Consider the following 13,085-nt stretch of genomic DNA (forward strand, 5'->3'; position numbering starts at 1 on the left):
GAACGCAGATGTCGTGTTCACTTGGAACCCCTGTGGGAGCGAGCCTGCTCGCGATTGGATCTCAGCCGCGCCACGAGTCTTGCCTCAGAACCACTCATCCCGCATCCCCAGGCACGTATTATCCCGCGCCTCGAGAATCGCCAGCTCATGGTGACACCCCGGCACTTCCCAGGTCAGGAAGTAGCGCGCCGCTTGCAGCTTGCCTTTATAGAAGTCGCTGTCCGCGGCATCGCCCCTGGCCAGGCCTTCCTCGGCACGAATCGCCTGTTCCAGCCAGCGCCAGCCGATCACCATGTGCCCAAACACTTTCAGGTACAGCGCCGAGTTGGCGAGGCTGCTGTTGACCTGGCCCTGGGCCAGGTCCGTCAGCAGGCCCAGGGTGACGGTTTGCAGGCGCGCCACCAACGCTTCCAGCGGCTGGTGTAATGGCGTCAACGATGGGTGCGCCTGGGCCCGTTCAATGGTGTCGGCCACCAGGCGGATCAACTGCTTGAGCCCGGCGCCGCCGTTCTGCGCCAGCTTTCGCCCCAACAGGTCCAGGGACTGGATGCCATGGGTGCCTTCATGGATCGGGTTCAGGCGGTTGTCGCGATAATACTGCTCCACCGGGTATTCGCGGGTGTAGCCGTGACCGCCCAGGATCTGGATCGCCAGTTCATTGGCTTTCAGGCAGAACTCCGAGGGCCAGGATTTGACGATGGGGGTTAGCAGGTCCAGCAGTTCATGGGCGCGCTGGCGCTCGGCTTCGCTGTCCAGGGTGGTGGTGTCGTCGAACAGCCGCGCTGCGTACAAGCCCAGGTCAAACGAACCCTCGACGTAGGCTTTTTGGGTCAACAGCATGCGGCGCACGTCGGCGTGCTGGATGATCGCCACCGGGGCGGTGGACGGGTCCTTGCTGTCGGGCACCCGGCCTTGCGGACGTTCGCGGGCGTATTCAAGGGAATACAGGTAGCCGGCGTAACCCAGCATCACCGCACCCATGCCGACGCCGATGCGCGCCTCGTTCATCATCTGGAACATGTAGCTCAAGCCGTGGTGCGGCTTGCCCACGAGGTAACCGACACATTCGCCGTTGTCACCGAAGTTCAATGCGGTCGACGTGGTGCCGCGCCAGCCCATCTTGTGGAACAGCCCGACCAGCAGCACGTCGTTACGCGGGCCGAGGCTGCCATCGTCGTTGACCAGGAACTTGGGCACGATAAACAGCGAAATGCCCTTCACGCCCGGCGGCGCGTCCGGCAATTTCGCCAGGACCATGTGCACGATGTTTTCCGACAGCGGATGATCGCCACCGGAGATGAAGATCTTGTTGCCCTTGAGTCGATAGGTGCCATCGGACGCAGGCTCTGCCCGTGTACGAATATCCGACAGCGAAGAACCTGCATGGGGCTCGGTCAGGGCCATGGTGCCGAAGAAGCGGCCGTCGATCATCGGTTGCAGGAAGCGTTGCTTCTGCTCCTCGCTGCCGAAGCTTTCGATCAGGTTCGCCGCGCCCATGGTCAGGAACGGGTAGGAGGTCGATGCGGCATTGGCCGACTGGAAGTGTGCGAAGCAGGCCTGGGACAGCAGTGTCGGCAACTGCATGCCTCCGGCGTCGAAGCTGCGCGCGGCATTGAGAAAACCGGCCTCCAGAAATGCATCCACCGCCGGCTTTACCTCGGGAATCAGGATCGCCTGGCCGTTCTCGTAGCGCGGTTCGTTTTCATCGTTCTTGCGGTTGTGGGGCGCGAAGAATTTCTCGGCGATGCTGCGGGCCGTGCCGAGGGCTGCGTCGAAGGTTTCGCGATTGTGTTCAGCAAACCGCTCGCGCTGGGTCAGGCCCTCGGCATCGAGGACTTCGTACAGCTCGAAAGCCAGATTGCGGGAACTGAGCAGCGTCTCGGACATGGCGGCCTACCTTTTTTTGGAATGGGCCGAGTCTAGGCGTGGCAATGGAGGCTGAACAGGATGATTGATTTGAGTGATGGAGGAGCGAGGGTGACGCTAATCAAAATGTGGGAGCGAGCTTGCTCGCGATAGCAGTGTCCCAGTCGACAACATTCCTGACTGAACCACCGCTATCGCGAGCAAGCTCGCTCCCACAGGGATTGGATTGCCAGGCACCCATTGCAGGTGCCTGGTCTACAGCGGGTTTAGCCGATGGTCATCAGGCTGGCGTTACCCCCCGCCGCAGCGGTGTTGACGCTCAAGGCCCGCTCGATCACCAAACGCTCCAACGCAATGTTGGTCTCGCCCTGGGACAAACCATGCACCCCGACGATGGCGCCGGCACGCTTGGCCACCTGTTGGCAAACGTCGCGCAGTTGGTCCGAATCGCCGTGGTGCAGGACCGCGTCGAACAGCACTTCGTCCTTGGTCCAGTCGGCAACCCGCTGGATGCGTGCCTGAATCTCTTTCGGCAAGCGGGCAAACAAGGCCTTGCTGGTGTCGGTTTCCGGCCATACGGCCGAGCCGCCCACGGCCAATACGGCCGCCAGTTGCGTCAGCAGGTCGCCTTCCACGTCGGCCAGGCACAGCACGTGCTCGCGCGGCAGGATGGCATAGCTGTTGCGTTCGCCGGTCGGGCCGGTCAACTGGCGGGTGATGCCGCTTTGCGACTGGGCCGCGAACTGCACGCACAGGGCGCTCAGTTCGGCGAGCTTCTGGCTGTCGGCCCAGGCTTGCAGGGCGGTCAGCGGTTTGCTCATGGCATCGCGCAAGCGCAGGTCCGGCGCAACCAAGGCATCGCCACGGACGAAGGACTGCTGGATCGCATCGGTAGGACGAGTCGACAGCAGGCGGTACAGGTACAGCGGACCACCGGCCTTGGGGCCGGTGCCCGACAGCCCTTCGCCACCAAACGGCTGCACACCGACCACGGCGCCGACAATGTTGCGGTTGACGTAGACGTTACCGGCATGGACGTTGTCGATCACCTTGGCGATGGTCTCGTCGATGCGTGTGTGCACGCCCAGGGTCAGGCCGTAGCCGGAGGCGTTGATCTGGTCGATCAACTGACCCAGTTCCTTGCGCTTGTAGCGCACCACGTGCAGCACCGGACCGAAGATCTCCCGCTGCAGCTCGTCGAAGCTTTCCAACTCGATCAGGGTCGGCATCACGAAGGTACCGCGCTTGCACTCGTCGCTGTCGGCGATTGCCATCTGGTAGACGGTGCGCCCCTTGTCGCGCATGGCCTGGATGTGTTTCTCGATGCCTGCCTTGGCTTCGGCGTCGATCACCGGACCGATGTCCACGGACAGGCGCTCCGGGTTGCCGAGGCGCGATTCGGCCATGGCACCCTTGAGCATTTCGATGACGCGGTCGGCGGAATCTTCCTGCAGGCACAGGACCCGCAGGGCCGAGCAACGCTGGCCGGCACTGTCGAAGGCCGAGGACACGACGTCGATGACCACTTGTTCGGTCAGGGCCGAGGAGTCGACGATCATGGCGTTCTGGCCGCCGGTCTCGGCGATCAGCGGGATCGGCCGGCCCTGGTTGTCCAGGCGTCCGGCGATGTTGCGTTGCAGCAGGCGGGCGACTTCGGTGGAGCCGGTGAACATCACGCCTTTGACCCGATCGTCGCCGACCAGGCGGGCGCCAACGGTTTCGCCGCGGCCCGGCAGCAGTTGCAGGACGCCTTCCGGAATGCCGGCTTCGAGCATCAGGCGCACCGCCTGGGCAGCCACCAGCGGCGTCTGCTCGGCGGGCTTGGCCAGAACCGGGTTGCCGGCGGCCAGTGCGGCGGCAACCTGGCCGCTGAAAATCGCCAGCGGGAAGTTCCACGGGCTGATGCAGACCACCGGGCCCAGAGGGCGGTGGGCGTCGTTGGTGAAATCGTTGCGCGCCTGCACCGCGTAGTACCGCAGGAAATCCACGGCTTCACGCACTTCGGCGATGGCGTTGGCGAAGGTCTTGCCGGCTTCGCGGGCCAGCAGGCCCATCAGCGGCTGGATCTCGCCTTCCATCAGGTCGGCGGCACGCTCCAGGATCGCGGCACGTTCGGCTGGCGGCGTGGCCTGCCAGATCGGCCCGGCATTGAGGGCGCACTGAATGGCGTTGTCGACGTCGGCAACCGTCGCTTCCTGCACATGGCCGACCACATCGCGGTGATCGGACGGGTTCAGCACCGCTGCCGGGGTTTCTTCGCTGGCCGCGCAACCGAGCATCGGCGCGGCTTTCCAGTCGTTATGGGCGGTGGCTAGCAGGGCGCAGGACAGCGACGCCAGGCGATGCTCGTTGGCCAGGTCGATGCCGCTGGAGTTGGCGCGGTCGCTGCCATACAGGTCGCGTGGCAGCGGAATACGTGGGTGCGGCAGGCCGAAACCGCCTTCCAGGGTTGCCATCTGCTCGATGCTGGCCACTGGATCGGCCACCAGCTCCTGAATGGAAATCGACTGGTCGGCGATGCGGTTGACGAACGAGGTGTTCGCGCCGTTTTCCAGCAAGCGGCGTACGAGGTAGGCCAGCAGTGTTTCGTGGGTGCCGACCGGGGCGTACACGCGGCATGGACGGTTCAGCTTGCCTTCGGAGACCTTGCCTACAACTTGTTCGTACAGCGGTTCACCCATGCCGTGCAGGCACTGGAATTCGTACTGGCCCGGGTAATAGTTCTGACCGGCGATGTGATAAATGGCCGACAGGGTATGGGCGTTGTGCGTGGCGAATTGCGGGTAGATGACTTCCGGCACCGACAGCAGCTTGCGCGCGCAAGCGATGTAGGACACGTCGGTGTACACCTTGCGGGTGTACACCGGATAGCCTTCCAGGCCTTCGACCTGGGCGCGCTTGATCTCGCTGTCCCAGTACGCGCCTTTTACCAGGCGAATCATCAGGCGGTGGCGGCTGCGCCGGGCCAGGTCGATGACGTAGTCGATCACATACGGGCAACGCTTCTGGTAGGCCTGGATCACGAAGCCGATGCCGTTCCAGCCGGTCAACTGCGGCTCGAAGCACAGGCGCTCCAGCAGGTCCAGGGACAGTTCGAGGCGGTCGGCTTCCTCGGCGTCGATGTTCAGGCCGATGTCGTATTGCTTGGCCAGCAGGGTCAGCGACAGCAGGCGCGGGTACAGCTCGTCCATGACGCGCTCGTACTGGGCGCGGCTGTAGCGCGGGTGCAGGGCCGAGAGCTTGATGGAAATGCCCGGGCCTTCATAAATCCCGCGGCCATGGGACGCTTTGCCGATCGAATGAATGGCTTGTTCGTACGAGGCCAGGTACTTCTGGGCGTCATGTTCGGTGAGCGCGGCTTCACCCAGCATGTCGTAGGAATAGCGGAAACCCTTGGCTTCGAACTTGCTGGCGTTGGCCAGGGCTTCGGCGATGGTTTCGCCGGTGACGAACTGCTCGCCCATCAGGCGCATGGCCATGTCGACGCCCTTGCGGATCATCGGCTCGCCGCTCTTGCCGATGATGCGGCTCAGGGAGGAGGTCAGGCCCGTTTCGTTATGGGTGGCGACCAGCTTGCCGGTCAGCAACAGGCCCCAAGTGGCGGCATTGACGAACAGCGACGGGCTGTTGCCCAGGTGCGGCTGCCAGTTGCCGGTGCTGATCTTGTCGCGGATCAGTGCATCACGAGTGCCTTTGTCCGGGATGCGCAGCAGTGCCTCGGCCAGGCACATCAGGGCCACGCCTTCCTGGGACGACAGGGAAAATTCCTGCAGCAAGCCCTGAACGATACCGGCACGGCCGCCGGCACTTTTCTGGTTACGCAGTTTTTCCGCAATCGAAGCCGCCAGCTTGTTGGTGGCTTCGGCCATTTCCAGCGGCAGGCGGGCCTGCTCGATCAGCATCGGCACCACTTCCGGCTCAGGGCGACGGTAAGCGGCGGTAATGGAGGCGCGCAGGACCGATTGCGGCAGGATGCTCTCGGCAAATTCGAGGAAGCATTGGTGAGCATGGTCGACCTGTACGTCGCCGGCATCATCGCTGTCGGCGCGGGGTGAACCGTTCAGCTCGGTCAGGGTTGCACCACCCTCGAGTTTTTCCAGGTAATTGAAAATTGCCTGCTTGATCAGCCAGTGCGGCGTGCGATCGATCGAGGTTGCGGCCGCCTTGAGGCGTTCGCGGGTCGGGTCATCGAGTTTGACCCCAAGGGTGGTGGTAGCCATATTTTTATCCTCATGTTTACCACGTATGGCGTGGCATCAGCTGGCGGCAAGATTAGCTGTGGGATGAATGAGGTGCAACCGGGTGCAACCCTTTTTTTCTTGAAATGACAGGCAGCTCATCCGGAAGCCAGGGCGACCCCGTCAATCCTGCACCGGCTTAGTGCTTTGGCTTCTAGTGATGTGCTACGGACTGCACTAAAAGGGAGCAAAAAAACGGCGTTTTTGCGATAAAACCGATCAGGTGCAACTTATTCGAGCGAAACTGGTTGCACCTTATTTGATTTGTTGAATAGCATTCGCGGCCAAGGTGCAACCGGCTCCAAGCCGAGGGGCATCGGCTGATGGCTTTCCTGGGGAAACATCAGTCATAAATTCGCGGGATTGCAAATCGTCGCTACAACGTCTGCGTTGTCGGCGCTTCCAACTGCCACCGCACCATAAAAACAAAGCCAGGGCGTAACTCATGAGTGTTAGTAATCCCACCTTGATCACTTTCGTGATCTACATCGCAGCCATGGTCCTGATCGGCCTGATGGCTTACCGCTCCACCAATAACCTTTCCGACTACATCCTGGGCGGTCGCAGCCTGGGCAGCGTGGTCACGGCCTTGTCCGCCGGTGCTTCCGACATGAGCGGTTGGTTGTTGATGGGTTTGCCGGGTGCCATCTATATGTCTGGCCTGTCGGAAAGCTGGATCGCCATCGGCCTGATCGTCGGTGCCTACCTGAACTGGCTGTTCGTGGCCGGTCGCCTGCGGGTACAGACCGAGCACAACGGTGATGCCCTGACGCTGCCGGATTACTTCTCCAGCCGTTTCGAAGACAAGAGCGGCCTGCTGCGGATCATCTCCGCGGTGGTGATCCTGGTGTTCTTCACCATCTACTGTGCTTCCGGCATCGTGGCCGGTGCCCGTCTGTTCGAAAGCACCTTCGGCATGTCCTACGAGACAGCGCTGTGGGCCGGTGCCGCAGCGACCATCGCCTACACCTTCGTTGGCGGTTTCCTGGCCGTGAGCTGGACCGACACCGTACAAGCCACCCTGATGATCTTCGCGCTGATCCTCACGCCGATCATCGTGCTGCTGGCCACTGGCGGCGTGGACACCACGTTCCTGGCCATCGAAGCGAAAGATCCTTCATCCTTCGACATGCTGAAAAACACCACCTTCATCGGCATCATCTCGCTGATGGGTTGGGGCCTGGGTTATTTCGGCCAACCCCACATCCTGGCGCGCTTCATGGCGGCGGATTCGGTCAAGTCGATCGCCAATGCCCGTCGCATTTCCATGACCTGGATGATCCTGTGCCTGGGCGGCACCGTGGCGGTGGGCTTCTTCGGTATCGCTTACTTCTCGGCACACCCCGATGTGGCCGGTCCCGTGACCGAGAACCCAGAGCGCGTGTTCATCGAGCTGGCAAAGATCCTGTTCAACCCGTGGCTTGCGGGTGTGTTGCTGTCGGCCATTCTGGCGGCGGTGATGAGTACCTTGAGCTGCCAGTTGCTGGTGTGCTCCAGCGCCCTGACCGAAGACTTCTACAAGACTTTCCTGCGCAAGAGCGCTTCCCAGCTGGAACTGGTCTGGGTCGGTCGCGCCATGGTGTTGCTGGTGGCCTTGGTCGCCATTGCCTTGGCCGCTAACCCGGAAAACCGCGTACTGGGTCTGGTGAGTTACGCCTGGGCCGGTTTCGGTGCTGCCTTCGGCCCGGTTGTCCTGATCTCTGTCATCTGGAAGAACATGACCCGCAATGGCGCGCTCGCCGGCATTCTGGTGGGTGCGATCACCGTGATCGTCTGGAAGCATTTCGCGCTGCTGGGCCTGTACGAAATCATCCCTGGCTTCATCTTCGCCAGCCTGGCCATCTACCTGGTCAGCAAGATGGGCTCGCCTACCGCGGGCATGCTGCAGCGCTTCGATGCGGCGGAAAAAGATTTTCGTCTGAACCAGTAAGGCCTCCAGCGCGGCTTCGAGCCCGCAGGTGATCCATTGTGGCGAGGGAGCTTGCTCCCGCTTGAGTGCGAAGCGCTCACAAGAAAGGGGCTGCCAAGCAGCCCAGCGGGAGCAAGCTCCCTCGCCACGGACCCCTATCCCTTCATCTCGGCGTCAGGCTGGTTGAGAAAGATCAACACGGCCAGGATCGCCCTATGGAACGCTAAACACAGCGTCCTGGCCGTTCCTGATCTCTGATTGCCACACCAGGAACCCTTCGCCGCCAGATCGAGCACGTTGCAAGAAATTGCTGATTCATGTGCAGGACGGCGGCGATGCTTCGAATGTCTATCGGAAAATGCATCACGCTTTGCAGCTTTTAGCTTCTTGGATGTAGGGCAAATCTGTTTTTCCTGACCTCCCATACACGTCCCCTACTGCTCGTGCAGAATCGCCCGCCTCCATTCAGCAGAGGCACATCGGATGTTCCCGCCTGCCAATCCACCGCGTTTCACGCTGACGCTCGACAGCGGGCCGAATGAACTCAAGGTGCTGGAGTTCAAGGGCACGGAAACCATCAGCCAGCCCTATCGCTTTGACGTGGAACTGGTCAGCGAGCGCTGCGACCTGGTACTGGAAGAACTTCTGCATCGCCAGGCATTCCTGCGGTTCGATGGCCGGGGAGGGGGCGTGCACGGTCAGGTCTATAGCGTAGCCCAAGGCGATTCGGGCAGACGCCTGACCCGTTACCAGGTCAGCCTGGTGCCGCGCCTGGCCTACTTGCGCCACCGCATCAACCAGCGGATTTTCCAGCATTTGAGCGTGCCCGATATCGTCGCCCGGGTGTTGAAGGAGCACGGGGTCCTGGAGGGGGCCTTCCAGTTCATTCTCGCAGGGCACTATCCCGAGCGTGAATACTGTGTGCAGTACGCCGAAAGCGACCTGGCGTTCATCGAGCGGATCTGTGCCGAAGTCGGTATCCACTATCACTTTCGGCACCGCCCTGACGGCCATCTGCTGGTGTTCGGTGACGATCAGACCGGGTTCCCCCGCCTGCCCGAATCGACGCTGTACCTGGCGGACAGTGGCATGGCTGCCGACGCACCGGCCATCAAGCGTTTGGCGGTGCGACTCCAGACCCGCGCCACGGCCGTAACGTTGCGCGACTACGACTTCCGCAAGCCCGGCCTGTTGTTGCAAACCCACCTCGACAATCGGCAGTTGCCAGCGCTCGAGGACTATCGCTACCCCGGTGGCTTCTGCGACCGGGACGATGGCAAGCACCTGACCCGGCGTGCCCTTGAGCGTCACGGCGCCGATCATCGCGTGGCGCAGGGCAACAGCGATGACAGCGCTTTCGTCAGCGGGCATTTCATGCGTATCAAGGGCCACCCCAGGGAGCAGTGGAACGATCTCTGGCTCCTGACGCATATCGACCATCATGGCCGCCAACCCCAGGTGCTGGAAGAAACAGCATCCGCCGGCCCGGATGAATTCCAGGGCTACAGAAACACCTTTCTCGCCACACCGTGGGAAGTGTTTTTTCGGCCGCCCCTGCACCCTGAAAAGCCCCGTGCCCACGGTTATCAGTCAGCGGTGGTGACCGGGCCGGTGGACAGCGAGATCCATTGCGATGAGTTCGGGCGGGTCAAGGTGCAACTGGCCTGGGATCGCGACGGCCAGCGCGACGAACATTCCAGTTGCTGGCTGCGAGTGGCCTCGGGTTGGGCCCATGATCACTATGGTGCAGTGCTGATTCCCCGGGTCGGCATGGAAGTTTTGGTGGGGTTCATCGATGGCGACGTGGACAAGCCATTGGTGGTGGGTTGCCTGCCCAACGGCGCCAACCCGGTGCCGTTGGACCTGCCGGCGGACAAGACCCGCAGTATTTGGCGCAGCCAGAGCAGTCCCGGTGGGGCAGGCTATAACGAGTTGCGCATCGAGGACCGCAAGGGGGCCGAGGAAATCTACCTGCGGGCCCAGCGCAACTGGACCGAGCACGTGCTGCACGACCAGCGGGTGCAGGTCGATCACGAGCGCAGCATCGTCGTCAGCGGTACGGCACGGCACGAACTCAAGGCCGATGAGCAACGCGTTACCCATGGCCGGCGCCAGGCTGAAGTCCGCCAGGACGATCATCTGCTGGTGGGCGGCGAGCGGCATGTTCGCGTGAGCGGCCAGGTCCTGAGCGCCAGCCGGCAGTTTCATGTCAGCGCCGGCCAGCAAGTGGTCCTGGAGGCTGGCGCCAGTGTGACCCTCCAGGCTGGCGGTCATTGGATCAACATTGGTGCCAGCGGGATTTTCAGCAGCGTGCCGATCGAGGTCGGTGGGGCGCCGATGGCGGTCATGGGGGCGGAGGCGGGTTCGCCGGACAGCTCCGGGCAGCAGGTCGCTGCGCCGGCCCCTCGGCTTTCTCTGGCGCAAATCCTCAGCTTCCAAGGCTCGGCGCCGTTCTGCGAGGAGTGCGAGCGGTGCAGAAACGGCGTCTGCGCAGGGCCATCGGTCTTCCACAAAACTGGCGACACACAGGAGCGCCCATGAACAGCGGTCAAACGCCCCGCGCCTGGCTTGAGCACCATCCGTTGCAGGCGTCCGAGCAACTTTTCGCCATTTTCAGCAATGCCAGCAGCGCTGGGGCGTTGGTGGCCTGGCGGCGTTCGATGGCCGCGACACCCACGGCGATCTGGGCCGACACGCCGTACGCCGAGTGGGAAGCGGTCATGCCCTATGTAGGGCTTGTTCGCGCAGACTGTGGGTTTCTTGATTGGATAGCGGCCACCGACTCGCTCGATTGGGGTTGGCTGGCGGTGTCGTGTGCCAGCCAGGAAACCCTTGCCGAGCATTTGCGCGGGTTGACGCAGGCGCTGTTACCGGGTGGCAAGCCGGTTTTCCTGCGTTTTTGGGATGGGCGCTTCATGGGACCGCTCCTGCAATCGACGGCGGTGGATGGCGGGGAACTCCTGCCAGTCATCAATCGTTGCCTGATCAACGGTCAATCCATTGAGTTAGTCGGAAACGTCCAGCGGCCGGCGCGGATGTTTCCTTGGTGGGAAGTGCCGGTGGCGCTGTTGGACGCCATGACCGAGGCCCCGACGAATTGTCTGGTGGATAACTTGCTCACGTGGCTTGGCCAAGAGCATCCGTCTCTGTGGGAGCGGGTCGACCCGCGCATCCTGCGGCGCAAGATTGCTCACTTTCTTGAGCGATCGAAGCCGGTTGTCGCGCCAAAGGCGCCCTTGCAGGCGTACTTGCTGCGGGAGCTGGGCTGATCGTGGCGTGTCCGCCGGGCTGCCAACCCCTGACGTTCGGCGCGCTTCAAGGTAAACTCGTCGCCCTTCGCAGGAGCCGCCATGAACTATCGCCACGCCTTCCACGCCGGCAATCACGCCGACGTGTTCAAACACCTGACCTTGACCCGCCTCATCGCGCTGATGTCGCGCAAGGAACAGCCCTTCGCCTACCTCGATACCCACGCGGGCATCGGGCTGTACGACTTGCAGGGTGACCAGGCCAACCGTACCGGTGAGTACCTGGAAGGCATTGCGCGCTTGTGGGGCGAGGGCGACCTGCCGCCATTGACCGCCGATTACATGAAGGTGCTGCACGAGATGAACCCGGACGGGCAACTGCGCTACTACCCGGGCTCGCCGGAACTGGCGCGGCGCCTGACTCGGCCCCAGGACCGTGTGCTGCTCAACGAAAAGCACCCTGAAGACGGCGTGTTGCTCAAGGACAACATGAAAGGCGACCGTCGCGTGGCGGTGCACCTGGGTGAAGGCTGGCATGTGCCGCGGGCGTTGCTGCCGGTGGCCGAAAAGCGTGCCTTGATGCTGATCGATCCGCCCTTCGAGCAGCTTGACGAGATGCAGCGCTGCGCCGCCTCGCTCAAGGAGGCCATTGGCCGGATGCGCCAGACGGTGGCGGCCATCTGGTACCCGGTGAAGGACCAGCGGATGTTGCGCCGCTTCTACCAGGACCTGGCCGGTACGGGAGCGCCGAAGCTGTTGCGCGTGGAGCTGCTGGTGCACCCACTGGCGACGCCCAACAGCCTGAACGGCTCCGGCCTGGCGATTGCCAATCCGCCGTGGGGGCTGGAAGAAGAGTTGCGTGAGCTGCTGCCGTGGCTGTCGAAAAAGCTGGGGCAGACCCAGGGCGGGTGGCAGATGGATTGGTTGATCGCTGAGTGATGTCTTGCTGGCGTCCGGAAGGGCGCTATCGCGAGCAAGCTCGCTCCCACATGGGTCCTGGGGTATACGCACCTGTGGGAGCGAGCTTGCTCGCGATGACGGCGGCACATTCAACATCACCGCCCCAGGCCCACCGCTATCGCGAGCAAGTTTTTAGTCAGATCGGGCAGGTCACGCCGGTCCCGCCAATCCCGCAATAGCCTTCCGGGTTCTTCGCCAGGTACTGCTGGTGATAGGTCTCGGCGAAGTAGAACGTCGGTGCTTCTTCGATTTCGGTGGTGATGGTGCCTTTGCCGGCCTTGGTCAACTCAGCCTGGAAGACTTGCTCGCTGTGTTTGGCCGCCGCCAGTTGGTCCGGGTTGGTGGCATAGATCACCGAACGGTACTGGGTGCCGATGTCGTTGCCCTGGCGCATGCCCTGGGTCGGGTTGTGCAGTTCCCAGAACATCTTCAGAAGCTGTTCGTAGCTGACTTTCGCGGGCTCGTAGACCACCAGCACCACTTCGCTGTGGCCGGTAAGGCCCGAGCAGACTTCTTCGTACGTCGGGTTCGGCGTGAAACCACCGGCGTAACCCACCGCGGTACTGACCACGCCTTCGCGCTGCCAGAACTTGCGTTCCGCGCCCCAGAAGCAGCCGAGGCCGAAGATCGCGAAATCCACGTCCATGGCAAACGGGCCCAGCAGGGGCGCGTCGAGGACGAAGTGTTTGTCCGGCACGGTCATCGGGGTTTCACGGCCAGGCAGGGCTTGTTCTTGAGTAGGAAGCACGTTTTTATTCACCAGGATTTCCGAGCGCAAGACCATTATCAGTCCTCTCAGTCAGATTGAATTGAGCGAAATAGACCGTCAGTGTGCCTCAGAAAAGCCGCCGCAAGCTATACGCA

7 protein-coding genes are annotated in these 13,085 nt (G+C 62.5%); 4 read left to right on the top strand and 3 right to left on the bottom strand.

The genetic code is table 11. The annotated features are described in order from the left end of the window. Window positions 1-84: 84 nt before the first annotated feature. On the bottom strand, window positions 85-1,887 hold the full coding sequence (locus J4E63_RS22740) for an acyl-CoA dehydrogenase (RefSeq protein WP_207283430.1): 1,803 nt from the start codon (window positions 1,885-1,887) through the stop codon (window positions 85-87). Between the two features lie 245 nt (window positions 1,888-2,132). Further along, entirely contained in the window at window positions 2,133-6,086 is a 3,954-nt protein-coding gene (putA, locus tag J4E63_RS22745; protein WP_207283431.1) for a trifunctional transcriptional regulator/proline dehydrogenase/L-glutamate gamma-semialdehyde dehydrogenase, read from the bottom strand. A gap of 463 nt (window positions 6,087-6,549) precedes the next feature. Between putA and putP the strand changes: the two genes are divergently transcribed. From putP to J4E63_RS22765, 4 genes are all read left to right on the top strand, one after another. After that, a complete protein-coding gene (gene putP / locus J4E63_RS22750) occupies window positions 6,550-8,034 on the top strand; it encodes a sodium/proline symporter PutP (RefSeq protein ID WP_192261926.1) in 1,485 nt (494 codons plus the stop codon). 462 nt (window positions 8,035-8,496) lie between these two features. Further along, on the top strand, window positions 8,497-10,554 hold the full coding sequence (locus tag J4E63_RS22755; protein ID WP_207283432.1) for a type VI secretion system tip protein VgrG: 2,058 nt from the start codon (window positions 8,497-8,499) through the stop codon (window positions 10,552-10,554). Further along, window positions 10,551-11,282, top strand: a complete 732-nt coding sequence (locus tag J4E63_RS22760) for a DUF4123 domain-containing protein (RefSeq protein ID WP_207283433.1) — start codon at window positions 10,551-10,553, stop codon at window positions 11,280-11,282. The genes J4E63_RS22755 and J4E63_RS22760 overlap by 4 nt, the downstream gene beginning before the upstream one ends. An 81-nt stretch (window positions 11,283-11,363) precedes the next feature. Further along, entirely contained in the window at window positions 11,364-12,200 is an 837-nt protein-coding gene (locus J4E63_RS22765) for a 23S rRNA (adenine(2030)-N(6))-methyltransferase RlmJ (RefSeq protein ID WP_092203467.1), read from the top strand. Window positions 12,201-12,357: 157 nt separating this feature from the next. Here J4E63_RS22765 and msrA read toward each other — a convergent pair whose 3' ends face one another. Next, a complete protein-coding gene (msrA, locus tag J4E63_RS22770; protein WP_060739480.1) occupies window positions 12,358-13,005 on the bottom strand; it encodes a peptide-methionine (S)-S-oxide reductase MsrA in 648 nt (215 codons plus the stop codon). Between the last annotated feature and the right edge of the window lie 80 nt (window positions 13,006-13,085).

The sequence above is a fragment of the Pseudomonas sp. FW300-N2F2 genome (assembly GCF_017351655.1).
GTDB classification, from domain to species: domain Bacteria; phylum Pseudomonadota; class Gammaproteobacteria; order Pseudomonadales; family Pseudomonadaceae; genus Aquipseudomonas; species Aquipseudomonas fluorescens_AA.

Coding starts and splice junctions, on each gene's coding strand:
- J4E63_RS22740 (WP_207283430.1), bottom strand. CDS start 1,887: ATGTCCGAGACGCTGCTCAGTTCCCGCAATCTGGCTTTCGAGCTGTAC.
- J4E63_RS22760 (WP_207283433.1), top strand. CDS start 10,551: ATGAACAGCGGTCAAACGCCCCGCGCCTGGCTTGAGCACCATCCGTTG.
- putP (WP_192261926.1), top strand. CDS start 6,550: ATGAGTGTTAGTAATCCCACCTTGATCACTTTCGTGATCTACATCGCA.
- J4E63_RS22765 (WP_092203467.1), top strand. CDS start 11,364: ATGAACTATCGCCACGCCTTCCACGCCGGCAATCACGCCGACGTGTTC.
- J4E63_RS22755 (WP_207283432.1), top strand. CDS start 8,497: ATGTTCCCGCCTGCCAATCCACCGCGTTTCACGCTGACGCTCGACAGC.
- msrA (WP_060739480.1), bottom strand. CDS start 13,005: ATGGTCTTGCGCTCGGAAATCCTGGTGAATAAAAACGTGCTTCCTACT.
- putA (WP_207283431.1), bottom strand. CDS start 6,086: ATGGCTACCACCACCCTTGGGGTCAAACTCGATGACCCGACCCGCGAA.